The 26,085-nt window shown below is 23.2% G+C and carries 27 protein-coding genes and 1 other RNA gene; 7 read left to right on the top strand and 21 right to left on the bottom strand.

Going from position 1 to position 26,085, the window contains the following annotated elements:
* Window positions 1-32 precede the first annotated feature (32 nt).
* The 4 genes from VBM87_RS00900 to VBM87_RS00885 all read right to left on the bottom strand — a co-directional run bounded on the left by VBM87_RS00900 (window position 33) and on the right by VBM87_RS00885 (window position 3,616).
* Window positions 33-1,070, bottom strand: a complete 1,038-nt coding sequence (locus tag VBM87_RS00900) for a ZIP family metal transporter (RefSeq protein WP_323176970.1) — start codon at window positions 1,068-1,070, stop codon at window positions 33-35.
* Between the two features lie 3 nt (window positions 1,071-1,073).
* A complete protein-coding gene (locus tag VBM87_RS00895; RefSeq protein ID WP_323176969.1) occupies window positions 1,074-1,814 on the bottom strand; it encodes a YebC/PmpR family DNA-binding transcriptional regulator in 741 nt (246 codons plus the stop codon).
* A gap of 70 nt (window positions 1,815-1,884) precedes the next feature.
* Window positions 1,885-2,796 (bottom strand): HpyAIV family type II restriction enzyme, encoded by a 912-nt coding sequence (locus tag VBM87_RS00890; protein WP_323176968.1) that lies wholly within the window; start codon window positions 2,794-2,796, stop codon window positions 1,885-1,887.
* Window positions 2,786-3,616 (bottom strand): alpha/beta hydrolase, encoded by an 831-nt coding sequence (locus VBM87_RS00885; RefSeq protein WP_323176967.1) that lies wholly within the window; start codon window positions 3,614-3,616, stop codon window positions 2,786-2,788. The genes VBM87_RS00890 and VBM87_RS00885 overlap by 11 nt, the downstream gene beginning before the upstream one ends.
* Window positions 3,617-3,732: 116 nt before the next feature.
* Here VBM87_RS00885 and VBM87_RS00880 point away from each other — a divergent pair, with 116 nt between their 5' ends.
* Window positions 3,733-5,133, top strand: coding sequence for a DUF2179 domain-containing protein (locus VBM87_RS00880; RefSeq protein WP_323176966.1), 1,401 nt, complete (start codon window positions 3,733-3,735; stop codon window positions 5,131-5,133).
* Window positions 5,134-5,255: 122 nt separating this feature from the next.
* A complete protein-coding gene (gyrB, locus tag VBM87_RS00875) occupies window positions 5,256-7,181 on the top strand; it encodes a DNA topoisomerase (ATP-hydrolyzing) subunit B (RefSeq protein WP_323176965.1) in 1,926 nt (641 codons plus the stop codon).
* Window positions 7,182-7,204: 23 nt separating this feature from the next.
* Here the strand turns inward: gyrB and VBM87_RS00870 are convergent, their stop codons facing one another.
* Together VBM87_RS00870 and VBM87_RS00865 are read right to left on the bottom strand one after the other, a co-directional pair.
* Complete coding sequence (locus tag VBM87_RS00870) at window positions 7,205-8,275, bottom strand: alanine/ornithine racemase family PLP-dependent enzyme (RefSeq protein ID WP_323176964.1); 1,071 nt, start codon at window positions 8,273-8,275, stop codon at window positions 7,205-7,207.
* Window positions 8,276-8,408: 133 nt separating this feature from the next.
* On the bottom strand, window positions 8,409-9,872 hold the full coding sequence (locus VBM87_RS00865; RefSeq protein ID WP_323176963.1) for a hypothetical protein: 1,464 nt from the start codon (window positions 9,870-9,872) through the stop codon (window positions 8,409-8,411).
* Window positions 9,873-10,195: 323 nt separating this feature from the next.
* On the opposite strand from VBM87_RS00865, the gene VBM87_RS00860 reads away from it, so the two are divergent.
* On the top strand, window positions 10,196-10,507 hold the full coding sequence (locus VBM87_RS00860; protein ID WP_257076033.1) for a thioredoxin family protein: 312 nt from the start codon (window positions 10,196-10,198) through the stop codon (window positions 10,505-10,507).
* Between the two features lie 54 nt (window positions 10,508-10,561).
* Window positions 10,562-11,005, top strand: a complete 444-nt coding sequence (smpB, locus tag VBM87_RS00855) for an SsrA-binding protein (protein WP_323176962.1) — start codon at window positions 10,562-10,564, stop codon at window positions 11,003-11,005.
* Window positions 11,006-11,047: 42 nt separating this feature from the next.
* On the opposite strand, the gene VBM87_RS00850 is transcribed toward smpB, so the two are convergent.
* Window positions 11,048-11,389, bottom strand: coding sequence for a hypothetical protein (locus tag VBM87_RS00850; RefSeq protein ID WP_323176961.1), 342 nt, complete (start codon window positions 11,387-11,389; stop codon window positions 11,048-11,050).
* A gap of 28 nt (window positions 11,390-11,417) precedes the next feature.
* Here VBM87_RS00850 and rmuC point away from each other — a divergent pair, with 28 nt between their 5' ends.
* Entirely contained in the window at window positions 11,418-12,752 is a 1,335-nt protein-coding gene (gene rmuC, locus VBM87_RS00845; protein ID WP_323176960.1) for a DNA recombination protein RmuC, read from the top strand.
* Window positions 12,753-12,833: 81 nt separating this feature from the next.
* Here the strand turns inward: rmuC and VBM87_RS00840 are convergent, their stop codons facing one another.
* Window positions 12,834-13,817 carry a LacI family DNA-binding transcriptional regulator gene (locus tag VBM87_RS00840; protein ID WP_323176959.1) on the bottom strand — a complete coding sequence of 328 codons (984 nt, stop codon included), beginning with the start codon at window positions 13,815-13,817 and terminating at the stop codon, window positions 12,834-12,836.
* Between the two features lie 72 nt (window positions 13,818-13,889).
* Here VBM87_RS00840 and ffs point away from each other — a divergent pair.
* An RNA gene (ffs, locus tag VBM87_RS00835) (signal recognition particle sRNA small type) lies at window positions 13,890-13,976 on the top strand.
* Between the two features lie 56 nt (window positions 13,977-14,032).
* On the opposite strand, the gene VBM87_RS00830 is transcribed toward ffs, so the two are convergent.
* From VBM87_RS00830 to pyrH, 13 genes are all read right to left on the bottom strand, one after another.
* On the bottom strand, window positions 14,033-15,766 hold the full coding sequence (locus VBM87_RS00830) for a hypothetical protein (RefSeq protein ID WP_323176958.1): 1,734 nt from the start codon (window positions 15,764-15,766) through the stop codon (window positions 14,033-14,035).
* Between the two features lie 26 nt (window positions 15,767-15,792).
* A complete protein-coding gene (locus VBM87_RS00825) occupies window positions 15,793-17,058 on the bottom strand; it encodes a BMP family ABC transporter substrate-binding protein (RefSeq protein ID WP_323176957.1) in 1,266 nt (421 codons plus the stop codon).
* Window positions 17,059-17,138: 80 nt separating this feature from the next.
* Window positions 17,139-18,440 carry a 23S rRNA (uracil(1939)-C(5))-methyltransferase RlmD gene (gene rlmD / locus VBM87_RS00820; RefSeq protein ID WP_323176956.1) on the bottom strand — a complete coding sequence of 434 codons (1,302 nt, stop codon included), beginning with the start codon at window positions 18,438-18,440 and terminating at the stop codon, window positions 17,139-17,141.
* 43 nt (window positions 18,441-18,483) lie between these two features.
* A complete protein-coding gene (locus tag VBM87_RS00815; RefSeq protein WP_323176955.1) occupies window positions 18,484-18,747 on the bottom strand; it encodes a hypothetical protein in 264 nt (87 codons plus the stop codon).
* Window positions 18,748-19,018: 271 nt separating this feature from the next.
* Window positions 19,019-19,624, bottom strand: a complete 606-nt coding sequence (gene nusG / locus VBM87_RS00810) for a transcription termination/antitermination protein NusG (protein WP_257076248.1) — start codon at window positions 19,622-19,624, stop codon at window positions 19,019-19,021.
* Between the two features lie 9 nt (window positions 19,625-19,633).
* Complete coding sequence (gene secE / locus VBM87_RS00805; RefSeq protein ID WP_323176954.1) at window positions 19,634-19,846, bottom strand: preprotein translocase subunit SecE; 213 nt, start codon at window positions 19,844-19,846, stop codon at window positions 19,634-19,636.
* Window positions 19,846-19,995, bottom strand: coding sequence for a 50S ribosomal protein L33 (gene rpmG, locus VBM87_RS00800; protein ID WP_257076019.1), 150 nt, complete (start codon window positions 19,993-19,995; stop codon window positions 19,846-19,848). Before rpmG ends, secE begins: the two co-directional genes overlap by 1 nt.
* Before the next feature lie 53 nt (window positions 19,996-20,048).
* Window positions 20,049-20,648, bottom strand: a complete 600-nt coding sequence (locus VBM87_RS00795) for a hypothetical protein (RefSeq protein ID WP_257076018.1) — start codon at window positions 20,646-20,648, stop codon at window positions 20,049-20,051.
* A complete protein-coding gene (gene rlmB, locus VBM87_RS00790) occupies window positions 20,642-21,349 on the bottom strand; it encodes a 23S rRNA (guanosine(2251)-2'-O)-methyltransferase RlmB (protein ID WP_323176953.1) in 708 nt (235 codons plus the stop codon). The genes VBM87_RS00795 and rlmB overlap by 7 nt, the downstream gene beginning before the upstream one ends.
* 33 nt (window positions 21,350-21,382) lie before the next feature.
* Entirely contained in the window at window positions 21,383-22,639 is a 1,257-nt protein-coding gene (locus VBM87_RS00785; protein ID WP_323176952.1) for a class I tRNA ligase family protein, read from the bottom strand.
* Window positions 22,640-22,675: 36 nt separating this feature from the next.
* Window positions 22,676-23,647, bottom strand: a complete 972-nt coding sequence (locus VBM87_RS00780; protein ID WP_323176951.1) for an ECF transporter S component — start codon at window positions 23,645-23,647, stop codon at window positions 22,676-22,678.
* Between the two features lie 97 nt (window positions 23,648-23,744).
* Window positions 23,745-24,296, bottom strand: a complete 552-nt coding sequence (gene frr, locus VBM87_RS00775; RefSeq protein WP_323176950.1) for a ribosome recycling factor — start codon at window positions 24,294-24,296, stop codon at window positions 23,745-23,747.
* The gene (gene pyrH / locus VBM87_RS00770) at window positions 24,296-25,012 is read right to left on the bottom strand and encodes a UMP kinase (RefSeq protein WP_257076011.1); all 717 of its coding nucleotides are present in this window, start codon (window positions 25,010-25,012) and stop codon (window positions 24,296-24,298) included. The genes frr and pyrH overlap by 1 nt, the downstream gene beginning before the upstream one ends.
* A gap of 87 nt (window positions 25,013-25,099) precedes the next feature.
* Between pyrH and VBM87_RS00765 the strand changes: the two genes are divergently transcribed.
* Window positions 25,100-26,017: a phosphatidate cytidylyltransferase gene (locus VBM87_RS00765; protein WP_323176949.1), complete on the top strand. Its 918-nt coding sequence runs from the start codon at window positions 25,100-25,102 to the stop codon at window positions 26,015-26,017.
* The last annotated feature ends 68 nt before the right edge of the window (window positions 26,018-26,085 follow it).

Here is a 26,085-nt window from a genome sequence, read left to right as displayed (position 1 = left end):
CAATAATCTGTTTTTTTAATTTAAAAATATTTTTAAGTTCCGTGAGTATGAAAAGACAAAATAATTGCACATAAAACTATGCCAAGTAAAAATACAAAAATAACTATTTTAAAAATTTTCTTATCATGATGAGAATGATAAAATTCAGGCACAAATTCTACTATTGCAGTAAAAAGAAAAATTCCAGCTACAATTGCTTGCATTAAAGCAATAATTTTAGGTGAAGAATTAATAAAAGATCCAAAATATATTCCGATTAACATCAAAGGAATAAATATTAAAATTGAAGCTAAAGTTATTCATGCCGCTCTTCATTTTTTTATACCCATTTCTAATTGTCTATAATAAAAAATTAAAATTTCTGGAATGATATGAAGTATAAAACTTATAATAAAAGCAATATTTAAAGCACCAAATTGTTTAGTACTATTATCTATAAAATTTGTTAAACTATAACCAATTAATAATCCCGCAGGAATTCTATGAGTTAATAATAGCAACAAAGCTAAAAATTTAGGGGCTGAAGTTGTTTTTTTACTTTTATTTTTTAAATCAATGTGATGATCAGGTGCATAATCATGAATTGTATGAGTGTGTACATCATTATCATGTTCTAAATCATGAGAATGAATAAATAATTGTGCTTGAGAATTATTTTTAATTAAACGTGAGGAACTAATTTTTCTTACTAATTCTCTTAGTCCAAAAGCTATTAGTAAACCTATTATCAATCCAATACCAACCAGTAAAATATTTCAACCATAAATTTGTCATGTAGTTTGTTCTAAAATTTTAGAACTACTTATTTCAATTGCTTCTCTTAAAAACCCAAATAAAGCTAAACAAATAAAAAAACCAGTTGAAAAAGCATATAACAAAACTGTTGTTTTTTTGCTTAATTGATTTTTTTTAAAAATCGGTAAAATAAAAATAATTATCGTTGGTAATCCAAGAATAATAAGTGCAGAAATTAAAACTAAATAAAATTTAGCTAATAAAATTTCTTTGTCAGCATCCCAATCTAACAAATTGCCATGTGCATTTTTTAAAAGTTCAATAAAATTATTCATAAATTATTCTATATTTAATTCAATATTGTGAAATACTTCTTGAACATCATCATCATCTTCTAATAAATCAATAAATTCACTTAATTTTTGAGTTTTTTCTGCATCAAAACTAACTGTTGAATTAGGTAAATAAGTAACTTCACATTGTAAAAAATCACTTATATTTAGAGCATCTTCTAACGCAATTTTACATTGAGTAAAATTTTCTGGTAAAGTTGTAATAACATAACTTTCTTCAGTAATTTCTATATCTTCGGCTCCATTATCTAATGCTACCAATGTTAAATTTTCCTCATCAATATTATTTTTATTTATTTCTAAAATTCCTTTATGATCAAATTGAAAAGGAATTTGTCCTGTTTTGCCTAAAATTGCATTTTGTCTATTAAAATACATTGTCATTTGTGATTTAGTTCTATTCATATTATCACTTAAAGTTTTAATTAAAAATGTTGCTCCGCCAGTGATTGTAGCATTAAATAATGTTTCAACAAAATTCGAACCTTCTTTACTTTCTCCTTTAGCTTTTGCTAATGCTCTTTCAATATTTGCCTTAGGCATATTTTTACTTTTAGCTTTAGAAATAGCAAGTTTTAAAGATGGATTAGTATCAGGATCAGCTCCAGCTGGTAGAGTAGCAGCAACATAGATTTCTTTAAATAATTTTTGGAATATTTTTCCACGAGCAGCATCTTGTGCGCCTTTGCGATGTTTTATATTAGCTCATTTTGAATGTCCGGCCATATTAATCTCCTTAAAAATATATAAATATATTTTTTATATTCTAAATTTTATAACATATTAAAACTAATTTCTAAATATTATTTTTTTCTAAAAAAGCAATTTTTTTATTTTTATAATCTTCTTCATCAACAGCCAGTATTTTTAATTCTCTTAATTTAATAGCTTTATAAAAGTTAGAATTAGAATTATTTAAATTAAATAAATTATTTCTTAATTGCTCATAAATCTTGACTGGTGACATTAATAAATTTCATCTATTTTCACTCAAATTAACTAAATCCTCTAAAATTGATTCATCACTATCAAAATTAGGAAAATTATTTAAGTAAGCATAATTAGTTTTCTTAAATCTTTTTTGATTTTCTTTTATAGAATTAAAATAATCTATATCGTTTCATTCTTTAAATAATTCGTTTTCATAGCAAACTTGAAAATTAATTTCGTTATTTTTATTTAATAAATTAAAAATATTTTCTTTATTATTTTTTACCGTTTCTTCTATAAATCATAAATAGAATTTATGTTTATAATCAGGATATAAATTAATTATTTTTTTGGCTATCAACATATAATTTTCTAATAAAATTTCTATTTTTTTTAATGAAAAATTATCTCTTTTTTTAGCTCAAATATAGATAAATTCTTTTTTATTTTCATCTTTAGCAATAAAAGAAAATGTAGATTTCAATAATATTGTTTCTTTTTGATTATTTTTAATTTCTTCATGAGTTAAAATAACTCTATTTTTCATAATTTCATAATTTTGCTTAATCAAATATTCTTCTATTAAATTTTTAATAAATTTATGATATTTATTTTCTTGCATACGTAAAAAAGTTTGTTCCATTTTTATTTTAACATTTAAAGCATTTGTTAAAGAAAAATATACTTCAGGATTATCTAATACTTTTAACAATAAATTTAAACTGTTATTTTTAGATAAGAATAACAATAAATTTTCTTCGAATTTTTTATATTCCATTTTTTCCTTTATTTTTTAATTTAAAAATATTTTTTTGTCAAAATCAACGTTTTTTAGCTTTAACTAATTTATTAATTAAATTAGCTAAATCATTATTATAAATAGATGAAAGACTATGTCCAACACCAATAATATTAGCATTAAGATTTATTTTTTTATAATAAGCAAGTAAATTTTTTGAATTAATTACATTATCATTTTCGCTAACAATTGGTACTATCAAATTTTTTTTATTTATATATTGTTTTTCTAAAATATCTAAATATTTAGAATTAAATATTGTTTTATTTAACATTGGTATTCAATATTTAATTTTTTGAGCTTTTTCTTTATTTCATTGAGAAATCATTTTATTTTTATATTTTTCTTTTATAAATAAATTTTCAAACATATTTTTGCTTGAAAGGAATTTACTAGATAAATTAATATTTATATTTTTTTCTAAAAAAGGATGAATAGTATTAAACATTACAATTTTTTTAATATTTTTAAACTTATTTATACCCATAGCAACACCACCACTCATTGAATGGGCAAAAATGATAATATTTTTAGATTTAAGTTTATTTAAAATGTTATTAGTTATTTTTATTCAAATATTTAAATCAATATTTTCTAAATTTAGAGTTTTATAATAATGACTTCCTGGTAAATTAATAGCTAAAATATTATAGTTATTAATTAATTTGTCTAAATTCTGAATAAAATCTATTGAGGATTTAATTCCATGTAAAAAAACTAAAGTAGTATTACTTTTTTTGTCAAGAAAATATATTGGAATTTGCATATTTAAGGTTTCAAAATAATTGATTTTATACATATTTAATATTATAAATCCCTTCATTATAATATAATAACAATAAGAAGTTATTTCAATTTAATTTCTTGGTTTTTTATTTTGCAATTACCAATAAAATAAACAAGAAAGGATGTCTTATGATAAAAGAAAATAATAATCATACTTTTGATAAGAATGAAGAAGAACATTCGCAGCAACATGATTTTGATAATGCTTCAATGTATGATATTTTTACTAATGAACCAGATTCACCAGTAAAAAAGGTGATTAAGAAAAAAAATACTCAATATAGATATACAAAATTATCTAATTTCGTGCTTAGGTTTTCGCGTTTTTATGCACCTATGCCTATCCAAAAAATTGTTTTATGAACTGCTTTATTTTCTGTAATATACGGAATTGTTGGTATCTTTTTTGTTAAAAATCCAGGTATTTATAACTTCGGTTTAGCTGCTTTTGGACAAGCAATTTCCAAATTAACTAATGTTTTATTAAGAAATAATCCGCAAATTACTATTGCTATTTATAATGTTATTGATCAAGCATTATTCTGAATTTTATACTTAGTACTAAGTTTTCCTATATTTTGATTTGGTTTTAAAAAAGTCGGAAAAATATACACAATGCTTACATTAGAATTTTTAGTAATTAGTAGTTTAGTTTCTTTTGCTATTGGACAAATTCCAGGAATATCTAATTTTAATATTTTTGGTGATTTTACTGCTAATACTATTAGTCAAGAAGCTAGAATTTTAATACAAGATAATTTATGAGGAAATGGACAATTAGGAAGTGGTAAAGAAGGAATTTGATCATTAATTCCCTTATCATGAAATAATGGTGGAGCTATCGTAGCCCAAATCCTTTTTGCAGTTATTTATGGTGGAATGTTAGCATTTTTCTTTGCTATTATTGCTATTATGGGTGGCGCTGCAGGTGTTACTGGCATAATAGGCGAATATATGTCAACTGTTAAACATAAAAATTTTGGTACCATTAATTCATACATTAATATTATTATTATGGTTATTTCAGTGTTAATAGGTACATTTATTGCCGGAAGTTTAGTTTTAAATGATTTAGTAAATTTAGAAACTAATTATCCTAATATTTATAACCAACTAAGTCAAGCCGATAAATTAGGTATTAAAGAAATGACAAGTGTTAACTGACAAACTTCACTTTATTTTTCACCTAATATGATTTCTACTTTTATTTGTAATTTTGTTTTTGCACAAGTATTAAATAGATTGTTTCCAAGATACAAGGTTGTGCAATTCAAAATATTTTCACCTCATATGAGTGCTATTAGAAAAGCAATTGTGGAAGACAAAAAAACTATTAATAGTTTTACAATAAGCAAAGGAATTGGTGGATATTCTGGAAATGAAATGAAAGTTCTCACTGCTATAACATTGTATAAACAAGTACCACGTTTAATTAAATTAGTTAGACATATTGATCAAAATGCTCTAATTACTATTAATCATATTGCTTCAGTGGATGGTAATTTATATATTCCTGACAATAAATTTTAAATCAGTTTTAAAACTGATTTTTTTAAACTTTTTTAAATTTAATTTATGATATAATCGCTATATAAATATTTAAATTCTTTAAATATTTAATCATTTATTTTTTTTGAAAAGGAGCTAACAAAATGAGCACTTCAGAATATAACGCATCTAGTATAAGAGTTTTAAAAGGTTTAGAAGCTGTAAGAGTTAGACCAGGAATGTATATAGGAACTACAGGTATTAAAGGATTACATCATTTAATCTGAGAAATAGTTGATAATTCTGTTGATGAATGCATGGCTGGTTTTGCAAATGAAATTAATATTACTTTAACAAAAGATAATTATGTTATTGTTGAAGATAATGGAAGAGGAATTCCTGTTGCCATTCATCCTGAAACTAATATTTCTACAGTTGAAACAGTTCTAACTGTTTTACATGCTGGAGGTAAATTTGACTCTGAAACTTATAAAGTTTCTGGTGGTTTACATGGAGTTGGTGCCTCAGTAGTTAATGCTTTAAGTGATGAATTTGAAGTATGAGTTAAAAGAGATGCAAAACTACATTATGCTCATTTTGCTAATGGCGGTCAAATTATTCAACCTTTGACCATTTTAAAAGATATTGAACAAAATGATACTGGAACTAAAATTAAATTCCATCCTGATTTTACAGTTATGGATAAAAACGATTTTGATTATGATGCTATTGTTGATCATGCAAAACAAATTGCTTACTTGAATAAAGGGCTTAATATTATTGTCAATGATGAGAAAACAAATAGAACTAATCAATTTTGTTTTGCTGGTGGTATAGTAGATTATGTAAAAGAATTAAATAAAGGACAAAAATTAATTCATCAAAATATTATTTACGCCGAAGGCGAATATTCACATGGCCAAGATGCTCCTGTACAAGTAGAAGTAGCTTTACAGTATAATGAAAAAATTATTGGCAATGTAGTTTCTTATGCCAATAATATAATCACCATTGAAGGCGGTACTCATGAAAGAGGATTTTACGATTCGTTAGTAAGATTAATTAACAATTATGGAATTGATGCACATCTAATAAAAAAAGAAGAAGATAAAATAAATGCAGAGGATGCAAAAGAAGGTGTAGTAGCTATAATTTCCATTAAACATACTGATCCTATTTTTGAAGGTCAAACAAAAGGTAAATTAGGAAATAAAGATGCAAGAATTGCTGTAAATAAAGTTTTTTCAGATGCTTTTGAAAGATTTTTAAAAGAAAATCCTATTGAAGCTAAAAATATTGTTATAAAAGCGTTAAACGCTAAAAAATCTCGTTTAGCTGGACAAATGGCTAGAGAAGCAGCAAGAAAAAAAACAATTTTTGAAGGTGGATCATTGCCTGGCAAATTAGCTGATTGTACTTCAAAAAATGCTGAAATTAGTGAACTTTATATAGTTGAGGGTAATTCTGCTGGTGGATCAGCTAAAATGGGAAGAGATAGACTAACTCAAGCTATCTTACCATTGAGAGGTAAAGTAATTAATGCTGAAAAGAATCAAGCAAGCAAAGTATTTGCTAATGAAGAAATTCAATCACTTATTACCGCTTTAGGTACTGGCATAGGTGAAGACTTTAACATAAACAAATTAAGATATCATAAAGTTATTATAATGACTGATGCTGACGTAGATGGTGCTCATATTAGAACTTTATTATTAACTTTCTTTTATCGTTACTTTAGAGAATTAATTGAATATGGATTTATTTATATTGCTCAACCTCCTTTATATAAAATACAACAAAATAAAAATATTTATTATGCTTATAATGATGAACAAAAAGAACAAATAATGCAAGAATTGAATCCTAATTTAAAAATAAATATACAACGTTATAAAGGATTGGGCGAAATGGATCCTGATCAATTGTGAGAAACTACTATGGATCCTAACACAAGATTAATGTTGCAAGTACAAATAGAAGACGCTGCTAGAGCTGATTGAATATTCACCACTTTAATGGGAGATGATGTAGCTCCTAGAAAAGAATTTATTGAAGAAAATGCTAAATATGTGAAAAATATTGATATTTAAAAAATCAAGTTAATCTTGATTTTTTATTTTATAAATTTTTTACTTACATATTTTGAACTAAATAAATATAATAATGATCCTCAATCTAAATTAAATTCAATGATATCTCCTACTTTATAGTCAATCGAACTATTTGTAGCATTTAAAATCATTAAATCGCTTGATCCTCCTAGAATTTCTAAATTGGAATCAATTGGGTACATATCATCAAAAGAAGTATCTAGTTTGCCAATTGCTAATAATAATCTCTTTATAATACCTTTGTCTTCAAAAACAGGTTTATGTCCAAAAGCATCAATACCTGCTTCTCCTTTAGGTAAAGAAGATTTAATATCTACTTCAACAACACTCGCTTGGCATTTAAAAGCATCTCGATACATGCCTTTTATAGTTTGACGATATTTATCTTCTGTTCCAAAAATCATTGCAAAGCCCATTCTTAAAAAATTTACTTCTTCAGGCATTGTATTTTCTCATACCATGTGTAAACTCAAACTATTGCCACCTGAAATATGAGTTAATTTTAAGTTATAAGTTGTTTCAATGTCTTTTTTAATTTGAACAAATTCTTGCATTTTTTCTACTGAAGGTATTCTAGCACCATAACAGCCAAAATTACATCCTATACCTATTAATTGCACTCCTTTTAATTGAATTATTTCATTTACTGTTTCATGAACTTGATTAGTTAGAATTCCTTCTCTTCTATCACCTAAATCAATCATTAAAATAATTTGATGTACTTTTTTGTTATTTTTAATTACGTAATCACTAATTGCTTTAATTACATTAATATCACCATTAAGTGATGAATCACACAATTCAACTAATTGTGGAATTTCTTCAATTTGTGGTATTCTTAATAATTGTTTGTGCCCTTTTATATCTTGATAATTTGCTATATTTTCTAATCTAGAATCGCCAAAATATTCAATGCCACACTCAGCAAAAATTTCCACCATTCTGCGATTTCCAACAAAACCTTTAGTAACAGCTAAAACATTAATATTTTTTTCTTTACATATTTCTATTGCACGTTTAATATTAGTTTTAAATTTATTTTCATCAATAACAATTCTTGGAAAACTACTCATTTTTACACCTCTAAGATTATTATATTTCTTTTATAATTACTAATTTGAAAAACTTTTTTTAATTTTTAGAATTTTAAAATAAAAAAAATAAGTAATATTTTATATTACTTATTCAAAAAAGATGAAATTTGTATTATTTAGTTTGTTTTTTACGAGCTAAATAAACCACTATAGCAATAATCATTGCAACAACAGCTGCTGTAGAAATGGCAGAAACAGCAATTAAAATAGTTTTTCATTTATCAGTTGTAGCATCACTAGCAGATGAATTATTTTGAGAATTATTTTCTACTAATTTATCTAATGCTTTTGATAAATGTTCATTAAATACTTGAGCTTTCGGATCTTCTTCAGTTATTAAATATTCATTTAAACCTTTAGCGGCTAATAATTTATTAACTTCATCAGCTATTTCTTTTCTAAGAGCAGCTGGATTACTTCCTGCTTCTTTTAAAACTTGAATTTCTTTATTTAAGAAGCTAAATGATTCAACATAATATTGATTTAATAATTCACTTACAGAAGGATGCGCTTGACTAACTGCTTCTTGTTTCATTTTTTTAACTTGTTCTGAATCAGTTTCATTTATTTTATTAATTTCTTCTAATTTTGTTTTTTTGGCTTGAACTGCAGTTTGATAGATTTGTTGTGCTTTTGATTTTAAATGAGTTTGTAATTCAGTAGTTGCGTTATTTAAAAATTTTGATAATCAATTAACTGAAGTTAATTCAAAGGCTAATTCATCAACTAGTTGACGAAGATTTTCAATTTGATAAATTGCTAAAATATGTTCCTTGGCTTCATATTGTTTGCCAATTTCTTCTACTAAATAATTTTGTCTTTCAAGCATTTTTTGCAAATAATTTGCTGATAATCATCTTGTAGGAATTTCATATTTATTTTTAATGTCAGTTAAAACGTTAGTTATACTGCTTAATACAGCAACAAAAATTTTACTTGCATTTTGTTGATCTTTAACAATGTAATCACGCAATTCTTGAACTTTTTTATCTCAATTAGCTTGTTTTTTATTTCATTCAACTAATTTAGCATCATTAGTTCTTTTTAAAAAATCACTGTGTTGTTTAACAACGTCAATATAATTAGCTAATAATTCAGAAGGAGCAAAATTTTTACCATTTAATTGTGGTTGAACTTGTTCCACAAATTTAACTGAATCTGGAAATGATTTTAATAATTCATCTATTTGCGTTAAATATTGTTCTTGAGTAGTAAAGGTAGCTAAAGTTTGATTAATTATATTAAATAGTTGAAAAGCTGTAGGATATTGATTACTATTAACTAGTTGTTTTAATAATGAATAATATTTAGATAAAGCGGCTTTACGTCGATCTAATCACTCTTTACCTCAATTATTTATATTTGGATATTTATTGGTTAAATCTGTAATTTTTTTATCAAAAGATTCCACAAGTTGTTTTTGTTGAGCCTCAAAATCTCTGCCTTCTAAAAAATATTTAACAATTTCTAAATTTTGTTCAGAAGTAGTAGCAGAAATAGTAGTTAAAGGAACAGCAACAACAGATGCACCTGTTAATAAAGCAAATGCTGAACCAACTAATTTACTTTTTTTCATATAGATTTTCCTTTAATTTATATACGTATATAATTATAAAATTTGATATTAATATATTTTATGAAAATATTTGATTTATATTTTTATCGTTTACTTTAAATTATTTAATTTGGAATATATTAATATAATTAAATTATATGTTTTTTTTGTTTTTTTTTTTTTTTTTTTATCATAGAAAATAAATACTTTTTTTAGAAAAATAAAGTATTAAATATATTTTTCAAAAAACAGCAAAAAGTTAATTTTTCAGCATTTTTTTATATAAAAAATAACTTTTTGAATTTAAAAAAAATATTATAAAATTAATTTATAAAGGAGGCCAAATGTTAAAAGAAATTACAACTCAAGAATATAAAGAACAATTTAGCAAAACAGAAGGTGTATATGTACTAGTTTTTCACGCTGTGTGATGTCCTCCATGCAAAATGTTTAAAATCACTTTAGATGAATTAGTTGCTAAAAATAATATTCCTGTTTTTAGAGTGGATGTTGATCAAAATCAAGATTTAGCAAAAGAATTTAATGTAACTTCAATGCCAACTTGATTTATTTTTAAAGACGGAAAAATGGTACAACCTGGTTTAGGTTATTTACCTTATCCTGCTTTTGTAAAACACGTTGAAAAACATTTATAAATCCGTATAAACGGATTTTTTATTTACTAATTTATTATTTTATATAATAACTATATGAATATTGTTAGTGATAATCGACGTGGTTTACATAATTATAAAATTATTGATAAATATGAATGTGGCATAGTTTTACAAGGATGAGAGGCTAAAAGCGCAAGGGCTAAAACAGTTAATTTAACTAATTCTTATTGTTTTTTTAGAAAAAATGAATTATTTCTTTATAATGCTAATTTTAAAAGTTATATGTTACAAAAAAACGATGAAAATAGAGAAAGAAAATTATTATTACATAAAAATGAATTAATAAGACTAAATAGTAAATTAAATCGTTTAAATAGTTCTACAATCATTCCTGTTAAACTTTATTTTAATAATAAAAATATTGTTAAACTCGAAATAGCTTTAGTAATAGGATTGACTAAAAAAGATAAAAGAGAAGAAATAAAACAAAAAGATCAAGAAAAATATATGCAAAAAATAAAAAATTATTTAAATTAAAAAATTCCTAAAATAACTATTAAACAGTTAAAAAGGAATTTTTTATATAAATAAACTATAGAATAAATCAAAGGAAATAGTAGCTAAAATTATAAAAATAGTTAATGATAATAAAGTTAAAATAACAATGTAAATATTATATTTAATATAATTTTTCTTCTTATTGTTGTTATTTTCTAAATTTAAATTTTTATTTTTTATATAACTTATTCAATCTGAATGAACATGTTTTTGAAAAAAATGTAAATAAAGAATAAAAGTAATTAGAATACCAATAATAATCAGTAAAATAATACCCAATAAAACATAAAAAGATTGATTATGTATATAAACTAGATTATCTTTTTGCGCAAAAACTGCAGAATATAATTTAGTATAATGCATAATAATATAATAACACAAAGGAGATAATTTGACAACTACGATTTGAAATCTTATTATAGTAATAATGTTAATATTATTACTAATAGCTATTACATTTTTTGTTGTTATTTTTTTATTAAATAAAAGAAAAACAAAAAAAATGGAATTAAAAGACAATGAAAAGATTAAAAATATTGAAATAAATTTAATTGATAATATTAGTAAAACTATTGATAACAGATTTAATCAGTTATTGAAAGATAATGAAACTGATTTGGCAAAAAAACAATTAGAATTAATTAAAGAATTTCATAGAAATCAAAAAGATTTAGAAATTAATTTAAAAAATAATTTCAATTCTTTTGAAGAAGAACTAAGAAAAAATATTCTTTCAAACGAAAATTCTGTTTTTAAAGTACTTAAAAAAGATTTAAACGATTCTTTTAATGAAATTAAAAATAATCAAAAAGAAAACTTAGACACAATAAGACAAGAAGTAACAAATAAATTAGCAAATAATATTAATGAAAATATAAAAAATGAATTTTCACAAACAGTAGAAAAAATAAATGAAGTTAATAAAAATATATCGATATTAGAAGAAGTAAAAAACGAAATAAAAGACATCAATGATATTTTTAAAAATAATAAAAGCATTGGTGTCGTTGGTGAAAAATTATTAAATGATATTATAAGTGATCATTATGGCGAAGATGATAGTATTGATGGAATGTTTAAAACTCAATATAAAATTAAAGATAATTTAATTGTTGATTTGGCTATTTTTACACATAATGCTGACAATAAAAAAATTATTATTCCTGTTGATTCTAAATTCCAAGCTTCAACTTATTTAAATTATTTAAAAAATCCTAATGATAAAAATTTGAAAGAATTTACTAATCAATTAGATCAAAGAATAAAGGAAATAGAAAAATATATAACTGATGAGTCAGTAATCAAAAAGGCTTTAATGTTTATTCCTAGTGAAGCTATTTATATTTTTATGATTTCTAACGATATAACTAGAAAATTAATGGAAAAAAATCCACAAATTTTATTTGTTTCTCCTACAACTATTTTTTGATATATTGATCAAATTAAAAGTCTTATAAGACAAAGCAAAAGCGAAGATGCTTTTGAAAAAGTAAAAAAATATTTAAATAACGTTTATATTTCATATAACAATATGGCTGATAATATTAGTAAATTAATAAAACAACATAATGATAATAAAAAAATATTAATGGATATTGTTACTATATTTAATAAATCTTACAAACAACTGACAATAACTGCTAAAGCAATGGATGCTGATAAAACTAAAAAAGATATTAGTAAACAATTGGAAACTATTACACTTTTCGAGGAAAAAATTGATTAATTGAAATAAAAAACAGATATATTTAAACTTAATTTAAGTTATTTAAAAATAACTTTTAGATATTAGTTTATATATCTGTTTTTAAATTTCATCATTTTTAATAATTTTTCCTGAATGTTTAAGAACAAAAACTTTCGTTTCAGTTGGTACTTTAGTTGTTAACATTCTTTCCATTTGAATACCAATATGAAATCAATCTTCTAAAATTTTATAATTATATCGTGGGAAAAAATCAAAATAATTTGCTGGTCCTATATCTGTTAAATAAAAGTTTTTTAATTCTCTTATGTGAGCTAAAGCTAAATAAGCTTCGTGCGATGAACATATAATATATTTATAATCATTTAATAAAATAGAATTACTTATTTTTATTATTGATTCTTTACTTTTAGGATTAAATTCAAGAAAAAATGGTTCTTTTTCAATGCTTAACATTCCTTGAGAAAAACCTTCTTTTTTATAAAATCTTAAACGCTCATTATCATTAATATCATCTAAATAAATAATTTTATTTGTTGAAGCATTTAAATTAGGCGATAATAAAACAACTAATTGTTGAAAAGGTTTAATATAATCCACTTGTAAAGAACTAAAATGATCACTCAAAGTATTAAAGAGTAAAATTTTGACATTTTCGTTTTGTTTTTTTGTAAAAATTTCATTAAACAATTTATTAATTATTAAATTTTGATTGAAAAATATAATAGCAAAAGGCAATTGACTTCTTATTTTAATAAATAATTTTTTTGCTTTATCACGATTTTTATCTACAAAATAACTTAAAACTTTTTTATCTTTTGCTTGAGCTGAATAATTTATTCCTTGCAAAATATCATAAAAATTATTATTATATTCGTTTGATAAAAAAACAACTATAGTATCTGAAAGCGGAGTTTTATTATTTGATTGTGAATTTAAATAAAAATCATAATTAAGATCTTTTAAAGCTTTTTCAACTTTTAATTCAGTTTTTTTGCTTATATAACCGCTATTAAAATAACGACTGACACTGCTAATTGAAACATTTGCTTTTTCTGCCAAAATTTTATAATTAATTTTTTTCATAAACTTATTATAAGTTAAATTATGAAACTTTTTATTTTTTTTCATAAAAATAATAATTATTGTTATAATTTATTTGTTAGTAAAACTATAACCTTGTAATCTGGTCAGGTCAGAAATGAAGCAGCCACATCAAGAAGTATAGTGTTTGCTAACTTTTTATTTTTAACAAAAAAAATCACACAATTTTTGTGTGATTTTTTTGTTAAATTATTAAATTAATTTTCACTAGTAACATTTTTGGTTACTAATTCTTCCATTCTCTCAACAAATCTAAGAGCTTGAACCATTCTATTTTCATTTATACCTTTTTCAGTATAAGTCTTTTTAAGTTCTTCTACAGTTTTAGTAAGATTTTCTAAATTAGATTTATATTTTTCATCAGTATATTTAGCTTTTAATTCTTCTAATTTAGAAGTTAATTTTTCTGCTACTTCTTGACCATTCTTTTTCTCTTGTTCTAAAATTACTTCTTCATATTTATTTTCTAATTGCGAAACTAATTTTCTAGCTTGATCATAAGTATTTCTATAATTATCATTTTCAAGAATAGTATTTACATCAAGATTTTGACTTAAAGTTTGTAATGCTTCTTTATCAGCATTAGTTTTTTCATTAGTTATATTTTGATATTTAGATAAAGTTGGATTAATCATAGTAAGAATATTATTTGTTAAAGCTAAACCATAATCTTTTTTAATTTTGTCATATTTAGTTAAAAATGCTGTAGCTTCTGCAACTTTAAATTCTTCACCTTTAATTTTTTGAGCTTCTTGTTTTAAAGTTTCCAATTGAGATTTATAATCAGTATCACCATCATTTACATTAGCTATGCTAAATAATCTAGTAATATCATTTAAAGCATTTTCAACGGCTTTTTTAACTTCTTCTTGTGTTAATAAAACATTTAAATCAATAGCTGCATGAAAATCAGAATTTTCATTAATGGTTTTTGGATAAATACCTGTTTTAAATCTAAGAACTAATTTACCATCTAAAATACCAGCATCTAAAAATGTACTTAAATTTCCTCTATTACTTAATGGATCAATAGCATTAATCAATTGTGCTCCATTAGGTAATAATTCATCAGCTTTAATATTTAGAATAACGGTATAACTACCATCTCTTCAACTTACTCTGCCTTCGAAAAGAACTATTCTTTTATCTTGATAATTATAAACAAAAGTATATGGTGCTCTTTCTCCTACTTCATATTTTGAATTAGCATCTACTGCTTTTTCAATGGTTGTTTTTAATTTTTTAGCTTTTTCGGTTTCTAATTCTTCGAAACTAAATGAAGTTGCTTTATCTTCAGTATCGCCAATTAAAAAATCACGAGAATTTTTAACTAATATAAATTGTTTATGTAATTCTTTATTATTAGTTTGAATTTTTTCTAAAGTAGTTATTTCAGCTTTTGCTTCTTTTTCTGCATCATTATAAATTGCTTGTAATTGAATTTTACTTGCTGAATTTTCTTTTAAAATATCAAGTAATTTCTTAGAATTAGTTAAATTATTAGTTAAGCTATTTAAAGCATCAGTATTAGTTTTAATTAATGTTGTTGCTTCTTGTATTACAAGATTTAAAGCATTAGTATTTTCATTAATTTTTTCTAAATTAGTTCCTTCAGCTAAAATTGTTTCTGCAGCTGATTTAGTTTCTTTAATTTTATTTAAAACTTCTAAATTAGAAAATTTAGTTAATGATTTTTCTAATTCACTGGTAACTTTAGCTAATTCTTTTTGTAAATTAGTTTTAGCGGTTTCTAAAGCTTTATTTTGTTCACTTGGAGTATTATCTGTTGGATCTTTTGGAGTTTCTGGAGTTGATGGATTAACAGGTTCCTCTGGTTTAATTTGTTCTTCTTTTTTACATGCTATAACTAAAGCAGGTGTAATCAAAGTAGTTGTCAATGTAAGTGGGAGTAAAAATTTTAATTTTTTCATATATTTTATTTACCTTTAATTTATTTTTATTTTGTTGCTTGTGCTAAAGCGTTTAAACGAGTTTGTATATCACTTATTTCTTCTGAATCTATAGTTGCTTTTTGACTTCTAATTCAATTTTTTAATTCTTCCGAAAGATTTTCATATACGCTGTGAGCATTTTTAATTGCTGTTGTAGCTTTATCAGCATCGTTAGTAGTTAAGTGAGTTTTGGAAATATCTACTCATTTTTCTTCATAGCTTCTTTTAATAACAACATTTTCTGAGCCTAAAGCAAAATTATCTAATTTATTAAATTGGCCTTTAACATAGTAAGATAATACTTCATAAACTGACTGAGCTATATTTTTAAAAATTGAAGTGAAGTATTTATGACTTGAAGCAATATCTGCTAGAGCTTGATCTGTATCCACTCCTACTACAACATCTACTGATTGTTGACTTGATACTCATTGTGTTCATAATCCACCAACACCTAAAATAATTCCAGGTTTGTGGTTAATAACAAAATTATTTACTTCACTTTGTTTGTTGTTATCATTTATATTAAACAAAGCATTTGTATATACATTATTATCATTTGCAGCTCAAGTTAATTTTTTAGTTGGATTTTGAGTATTTCAATAATAAACACCTTTCATAAATCCTTCCATATAATCAGTTACGCCCTCAAAAGTTTGGCCACCAAAAGTTGAGTATGTTCTTTTACCTTCTTCTAAATTACTATAATATTCCCCAGCGGCGTATCCAGCCATAAAAGCTGCTGGTTTTGTATCATACAATAAACTAATTACAGAACCTTTTGTTTCTTGTGTATCTGTGGCAAAATCAACAGTTAAAACAACAATTTTTTCATCAATGAATTTTTGTTTATTCTTTTTATAAAATTCTGTAAATGGAGCTTGATTATCAAATCCTACCAAAACAAAAATTTTGGCTCCTGAATTAAGAGCTGCTTCATATTGTTCAGTTAATGTACTTCCTGTTATTTCATAAGCATCATATTTTTCAAAAGGAATATTGTTATATTCAGCAAAACCGATAACTCCTTCTCATCCTGATTGATGAAATGATTTATCATATAAATTACCATCTGGAATTACAGCTATTTTAGGAATATTTGCAACTTCTTCAGCTGTAAGTTTTAAATCATTGTGAAATTCTACTTGATTTATTAATTCTTTAGGCGCTTTAGGATGTGAATTATTACCACATGACACTGTTGCAGCTAAAACTGTAAGAGGACTAATTAAACTAGTACCTAATAATAATTTCTTAATATAATTTTTCATATTATCAACCTTTTATATTTTTAATATGCATATGCAATAATGCATAACATAATTATAATATTTTTAAAGAAAAAAATATTTTAAGTTTTTTTATCTTGCAAAATTACTACAATCTCTACATGTGGTGTTTGTGGAAACATATCAACTGGTATAACTTTTTTAATAACATAATTATTATTAATAAAAATTTTTAAATCCCTTATTAAAGTATGAATATTGCAAGAAACATATCCAATTAATTTAGGTCTTAACAAAATAATTTTTTCAATTAATAAATTAGATAATCCTGATCTAGGTGGATCTACAATTACTTTGTTTATTGGATAATTAAACTGTTTTCAGTTAAATTGTTTTTCTAAATCTCCAGTATAAAAATCAACATTTTTTATGTTATTGATAATTTTATTAATTTTTGCATTTTCAACTGCTTTTTTGACAATTTCAATTCCATATACATATTTAACCAAATTAGATAGATATAAACTTATTGTACCAACACCACAATAAGCATCTAATAAAACATCATCTATTGATAAATTTAAATTATTTTTTAATATTTCATAAAGAGGAACAATTTGATAATCATTTACTTGAAAAAAACTTTCTGGCGATAGAATAAATTGTAAATTATTTATTTTTTGTAAAAAATGTTTTTTCTTATCTTGATAAATAATATCTAAAAAATTATTTTTATTTTTTAATGCAATTAATATCACTTTATGACCAATTAATTCCATAATTTTATTTATATATTCCTCATTCAATTTTTGTTTTACTGAAAATAAAATTTGAAAATGATCATTAAAATTACTTTTATAAATTGTTATATATTCAAAAATATCCTTTTTATTTACTATTTCGTTTAATTTTAATTTAATGATATTAATTAAATTATTAATTTTATTATTGGCTAAAATAAAATTTTGTTCTTTTTGAAATTTATTAGTTTTTTGTAGATGATGTCCAAAAGTAAAAATATTATTTTTTAATTTAACAAAAAATTTTAATTTATTTCTATAATTAAATTTATTATTTGTAGTCACCATTTTTTCAATATTTTCGAAATTTAAGTTTCTTGTAAATAATTCTTTTATCATTTTTTCTTTAAAAATTATTTGATTATCATAATGAATAATATTAAGAGGTGAAGAAGCATTGTTTAGTTTTGATATTCTTATTGGACTATAAGTATGATAATTAATAACTTCTGCTAAGGCATATTTACTATTTACCATATTAATTTTTATATCAACAATTTCATTTTCTAATACATTTTCAATTAAAATAGTTTTATTTAGAAGTTTTATACTACCAAAAAATTCATAACTTAATTTTTCGATTTTAAGATTATAAAATATTTGATTTATTTTAATTTTAGACATAAAAAAAGCACTCCTATAGTGCTTTAATTATATAAAAAATAAATTATTTTTCACATCCACATTTAGCTTCACATGTTTTTTGTTCTTTATTTTCACAAGGACAAGATTTAGTTTCTTTTTTACATGTTTGTTCACATGCGTTTTTGGCTTCGCAAGCGTTTTTGGTTTCGCAAGCGTTTTTGGTTTCGCAAGCGTTTTTGGCTTCGCAAGCGTTTTTGGCTTCGCAAGCGTTTTTGGCTTCGCAAGCGTTTTTGGTTTCGCATGTTTTTTCAGTTTTACAACATTTTTTGCAATTTTCTTTTTCCATTATTCCTCCAAAAAGTTTATTTTTAATTAAATTTTAGCATAAAAATACACTTTTTAATTTTTTAAAACTTTTTTTAACTTTAAAATAAATAAAAAAGGACTTGTTTTTAGTCCTTTTTAAAATATTGGAGATATTTAAAAACATAAAACAAATTTACTCATAAATTTATTTAAATTATTTAAGGGAAGGAGTAATATACTCTTGGAAATCCAACAAAGTTGAATAATCATCTTAACTTAAGATGCATTAAAATAATTATAATACAAAAAAATTATTTATCAATATTTTTTAAAATTTTAAATTCAAAATAAACTGGTATTTTTTTACCGTTAGATTCGATTTCAATTTCCGCTTCTCTTTTTTGATTATTTAAACTTATAATTTTACCAGTTTCGCCTTTAAAAGGGCCTGCTGTAACTTCAACAATATCACCTTCAAAAAATTCATCTTCAAAAATACCTAGTTGAAAATCTCTCATATATTTTTCTTCCTTATTGAAGCTTTTCTTTATTTCTCTTAAAGATACAGGTGTTGGTTTGGCACCTTTTCCTGATGAACCAATTAATCCTGTTACGTATTGAGTATTACGTATTACGAATCAAGCTTTATCAGTCATATCCATATGTATAAAAATATATCCACTATAAATATTTATATATTTAACTTTATATGGTTCACCTTCTTCACGTTTTTTTAATTCTGTTTTAGAAATAGTTGGTTTTTTAAAAATCTTAAAAGGTCCTTCAGTTGTGGCGTTCATATCAAATGATTCTTGAACCTGTTCGCTAACAATTCTATTTTTTAAAGCTTCAACTACTTGATCTTCTTTACCACTAACAGTACTTATCATATATCATGAATATTTTTTTTGTTCCATAATTAACTCCTAATTAAATCCTACAGTATTTCAAATTAAAGTTAATACTGTAGCTACTATTACTACAAAAGCGACAAAAAGACTTGAAAAAATAATAACTTGTAAAAAAGAGGTTCAATTTGTTTTTTTTGATGGTCATCTAACCCGTTTAATTTCTTTAATTAATTTACGAAAAAAGTATTTTTTTTCTTTTTTAGATACATTTTTTAAATTATTTTTCATTATTTTTCCTCTTTGTGCAAAGTATGCAATTTACATTTAGGGCAAAATTTTTTAATTTCAATTCTTTTAAGATTTTGTAAGCTTTTATTGGTTACGTAATTAAAGTTATAACAATTAGCACAACTTAGTTTTACTTTTCTTTTTTGCATATAAAAATTATACCTTGTTTAATTTAAAAAAGCCCATAAAGGACTTTTAATAATTATATATTAAATTTATATTTATCACCATAATAAGCATTTAATTTCTTCAACATTTTTTTACGCCATAAATTTATCTTTTGAGCAGATATATGTTTATTTTTATTTTTCAAATAATTTAAATAAAATAAATCATCTTCATTTAAAAGTTTTTTTAATTTTAAAAAATCTTCTTTCTCAATAGAACTAAAAATATCTTTCAGTGCATCTATATCTTCAATAAAACTAAAATCTTCTATATCATAATCTACACATTTGATGTTTCTTTTTTTAGCATTTCAATATTTAACCTTATTAATTGCATACAGTCTTGAAGTATTATTAAGATATGTTCAAAAATTTGTTTTATTAAGATTAGGATCATAATTTTTTAAAATTTTCTTTAGGTCGAACAAGAAGGAATTATAAATATCAAAAGAATCTATCAAATTTGAATGGTATTTAGATAAAGTAAATTTAATATTATTTTGTAAATCTTTACCATATACATAGTGTATAAGTCTAATTAATTGATCTAATTTTAAAGTATCAAATATATTTTTTAACAGATTATTATCTTTGCTATTTATAGCTAAATTGAATTTTTCAAAAATTTCTAACAATTATTTTCCTTTGTTAATTCATATAATAAAATTCCTGTTGCTACAGAAACATTTAATGATTGAACTTTTCCAAATTGTTTAATGTATATTACTTGATCCGACATTTTTAAAACAGGAAGACTTATTCCTTTTTCTTCGTTGCCAACAATTAATACATTTTTTTTACTGAATTTAATTTTTTCTAAGGAAATTGCTTTTTCAGATAAAGCAGTGGCAAAAATTCAATAATTATGTTCTTTTAATTTTTTAATAACGGCAGAAATATTGGCAACTTTAGCAATTTTTATATCAATAAAACCGCCTGAAGAAATTTTTAAAACAGTTGCCGTAATATCAGCAGAGCGATCTTTAGAAATTATTATATGTTTTATACCAAAAGCATTCGCTGTTCTAATAATTGCACCTAAATTATGTGGATCTTGAATATGATCTAAAATTAAAATATTTGAAGGTTTATCATTAAAAAAAGTATTTATATCATAAATAGGAAAAAATTTTAAAATTGCAATTATCCCTTGATGATTTTCTTTTGTCATATTATCAAGAAATTGTTTGTTTTTTTTCTCTATTTTAATTTTAGTGTGTGAAAGTTTTTGTAGTAATTTAATATTTTCATAACTTATGAAAATTTTTTCAATTTGAAAATTATTATCAATAGCATCAAAAACGCTGTTTCTCCCACACAATATTAATTTTTCCATAAAATACCTTCCGTTTTTTTGTCTTTTGTTTAACTAAATTAAATTAACATCAATTAAAATTTGTCTTAAATTATCAGCTTTGCTATATTCTTTTTGTTCTAAAAATTCCTGTCATTTTTTAAATATTTCAATATGTTTTAAATATTTATTTTTATCTGTTAATTCACTGTGGAATAAATTGAATATCTTAAAGAGAACAATTTTATTTTCAATATCATTTTCCTTATTAATTAATTTAAACAATTCATTAACTAAAAAATTATATTTAGCAAAATCTTGATTATATACCGATAATAAAATATCAGTATATTTTTTATTATTTATTAAATTATCATTATCAATATTAACATCTAATTTATCTACAAAAAATTTAAAAATGAATTTTTTGTATTTATTTTCTATTTGTTGCATATTAGAAATCAATTCATCTGTAATATTAATTGGAGCAGTTATTTTACTATTAAAAAATAATAATTTTAAAATTGCAGGTCCATATTTATTTAAAAAATCTTTTGCTAAAATAACATTACCCAAAGATTTAGACATTTTTACACCTTCTAAATTTATTTGGCCAGTTCTTAATCAATTTTTGCAAAGATTTTTATTATATAATGCTCAATGTTGTATGTTTTCATTTTCATGATGCGGAAAAGTTAAATCCATACCACCACCATGAAAATCTAATTCTTCTTCAGCAAAATGTTTATCTATTAATGCCACGCATTCAGTATGTCAACCTGGACGACCCATGCCAAAAGATGAATTAAACTGGACTCCTATATTAGTTTGTTTTCATAAAGCAAAATCTGCTTCAAATTTTTTTGCTTTATATTTATCTTCAAAAATCATATTACTTAATTTTTGATTAGAGACATTACCATATGCTTTTATATTTTTTTTAACGTCGAACCAAACATTTTGATTTTCATCTAAATACGCGTTTTTTGATATTACTAATTTATTAATATAATTGTCAATCAAAGGTAAATTATCTGTCACTTTTTCTAAATTTGTAATTGTATTAATATTCAAAATATTTAATAATTCAAGATATTTATTAGTAAAAAAATTACTTATTTCTTTTTCGTTTTTATTTTCTTTTATTGCTTTTTCAATAATTTTATCATCTATATCTGTTATATTGTGAATGAATTTGAAATCATAATTTAATTCTCTTGCAGCTTTTAATATTAAATCAAAAGTTAATATCGGCCTTAAATTACCAATATGAACATGATTATAAACTGTTGGTCCACAAACATAAATTTTTAGCATCTTATTATTTTTCATTTTACTCCTAAGAAAATCTAGCAAAAAAATAACGGCTTAATACGTAATGCCATTATTTTTATTAATTAATGGATTAATAATGTTATATGTAAAAAATATTACTATCATATTTACTCAAATTTTTACAGGTGAAAGTATTGTATGAGTAAAAATATAAACAAAAATACTATTAGTTCCTGTTGAATTAGAAAAAGCATCCGCTAAAGATAAAATAGGCACATTAACTAATTCAATAAATGCTGAAAATACTACAATTGGTACAATTATAAAGAAATGACGTGCTTTCATTTTAAATCTGGCAAATCATAAAAAAATAATCATTGCACCAAAACCGGTTATCATCAACATTGTTAAAACAAATCTATTTTTAATAATGCCTGAAGTAATTTGCAAGTCACTTACTTGTGTATAAATTAATCAAATAATTAAAAAGATAATTAGCATTAAAAACAAAGTAGCTATTGTAACGTTAAAATTTAATAATGTCCCTCTAGTTCCTACTATTCTAATTTTTTTTCTTTTTTCACCAAAATTTAATATTTTGTTTAATATTTTTTTTATTTTTTTAGAATCTGGATTAGTTAATTTTAATTTAATTAATTGTTTATTTAAAAGAATAATTTTTGTTTCATAAACAGTATCTCTAAAAGCTCCTCCAAAATAATAACGAAATAGTTTTAAAAATAATCAACCAATAATTCCCGCAATTATTCCATTAGAAGCCGTAGCTAAAGTATATAAAGGATTATAGTTAGTTGGCAAAAATAAAAAACTTATCAAATCACTCAATAAACCAACTAATCCACCAACAATAGGTCCAAAAATAAATCCTGTTATTTTAACAGGTAAACCAATAAAACTAATTTTAAAAGAAGGATAAGAAAAAAATGGCATTATTCCAACTGATATAACAAGAAAAACTACAGATATTGCTATTAAAATACCAACAAAAGAAATTTTTCTAATACTTCATTTTTTAAATAATTTTCCACCTTCTAAATTAAACATTTGGCCCTCTCTTATAATTTATATAAATTATAATACTTAATTATTTAAATAAAAAATAACAAAGTATTTAAACTTTATTATTTAAATTTTTTAAAGATTAAATAGTTAATAATTCTTTTTCTTTATTTTTAGTTAATTGATCAATATGAGCTATTTTTTCATCAGTTAATTTTTGAATTTTATCCAAATAATTTCTTTGAAGATCTTCTGATAATTCTTCATCCGCTTTAATTCTTTTATTAACATTTTGACGAGTATTTCTAATACCAACTTTAGCTGATTCTGTAAATTTATTTAATCCTTTTACTAATTCTTTACGTTTTTCAGTAGTTAAAGGTGCAAAAGTTAATCTAACTTGATTACCTTCATCAGCAACTGACACATTTAAATTTTCAGCTAAAATTACTTTTGAAATTTCTTTATTAATTGAAACATCATAAGGTTTAATTAATAATTGTTGTGCTTCGGGTACGCTTATATTAGCAAGTTCTTCTAAAGAAGTTAAACTATCATAATAATTAATTTTTATACCTTTAACTAATTGTGGGTTTGCTCTTCCAGTAGAAATTTTTGAAAGTTCAAAAACATAATGATCTAAAACTTTCTGTGCTTCCATATCGAATTCATAATTATATAATTCAAATTCCATTATTTAATCACCTCCGTGAATTTAATTTCATTTTTTAATACTTTAACAATTGAATTTTTCTCTAATATATTAAATACTATTAGGTTAATATTATTATCTCTTGCCATGCTTGTAGCGGTTAAATCCATTACCTGTAATTTTTTTTCCAAAATTTCATCATAAGTAATTTTTTCATAATGTTTAGCGTCAGCGTTAGTTCTTGGATCTTTATCATAAATGCCATCCACACCATTTTTACCCATTAAAATTACTTCTGCTTTAATTTCTGAGGCAAATAAGGTTGCCGCAGTATCAGTAGTAAAATATGGTCTACCAGTTCCACCAGCAAAAATTACTACTTCACCTTCTTGCAAATATTTTAATGTTTTTTCATTCACATAATTTTCTGCTACTTTTTGATCTATCATTATTGAAGATTGCACTCTTGCCTTAATACCAACTTTTTCAAAACCGCTTCTTAAGGCTAATCCATTCATAATTGTTGCAAGCATACCTATATAATCAGCTCTATTTCTAGGTATACCATTTCTTTCCGCGCTTACTCCACGTCAAAAATTACCTCCTCCAACTACAATAGCAACTTGCACATTTTCATCAATAACCGTTTTTAATTGTTTTGCTATGTCTTCAACTAATTCATAGTCAATTGCTAAACTTTTATCTTTATTAGCTAAACCTTCACCTGAGAGTTTGACTAAAATTCTTTTATACTTCACATTTTCCCCTATATTGTGTATTTTTTTAAATTATATTTAATTTTAAATATAATAAGCAAAATAATTCAAGTTGTTATAATTTATATTATGAAATTACTAAAAGAAAGAATTATTCCAGCATTAATATTACTTGTTATTTCTTTAGGAATTGTTATACCTCTTTCTATATTTTCGCCCATTTATTATGAAAGTAGAATAATAACTTTAGTTTTTATAAGTTTTATTACTGCAATTTTTAGTTATGAATTTTTTAAAGCAATGCGTTTAAAAAATATTTTTATTTATTTGTTAACTTTATCTTTAGTAGCTAGCATTGTTTTTCCTCTTACTAACTTAATACAAATACATCAGAACAATTTTCAACAACCTTTTGATACACGACAAATTATTATTTTTATACAAAATATTGCGCAAAGTTGAGAAACAATAATTATTATTTTAGCTGTTTCATTAATATTTTTTATTATTGAAAAAATTACTAGAAAATTAACTTTTAATGATTTATTATTAAGAACTTTTTATGTATTATTTACTTCGTATTTATTTTCTATTGTCATGAAATCATTTATGATTTTTCTAGATTTTGATTATAAACTATGATTAATTCCTCTTGCAATTGCAATTAGTTATGATACTGGTGGTTTTTTTGCGGGTAAATATTTAGGCAAAAAAATTATAAAAAAATCTTTTGCTCCTATTATTTCTCCTAATAAAACATGAGAAGGGTTTATCTTTGGATCGCTTATAGCAATTATTATTGCCAGTGTTTTAACTTTTAGTTTAAATCTATTCCAAATGCATAATTATAGTTTAATAAAACAAATTATTTTTGTGTTATTAGCACCATTAATTGCCGCAATAGGAGATTTATATTTTTCTTTAATCAAACGTTTAAATGGTATCAAAGACTATTCAAGAATTCTTCTAGGTCATGGCGGATTTTTAGATCGTTTTGATAGTATTTTGTTTATTTTATTCTTTATTTTTATTATTTTTATGTTTTAAAAGTTAATATTTCTAGAATACTTTTAATAAATTTATTATTTTAAATAATTTAATTAAAAGAAAATTAT

This window comes from Mycoplasma sp. 744, from assembly GCF_034863305.1.
GTDB lineage: Bacteria > Bacillota_I > Bacilli_A > Mycoplasmatales > Metamycoplasmataceae > Mycoplasmopsis.
Note: the sequence above shows the minus strand (reverse complement) of the source record. Positions and strands in the feature narration are given on the sequence as shown.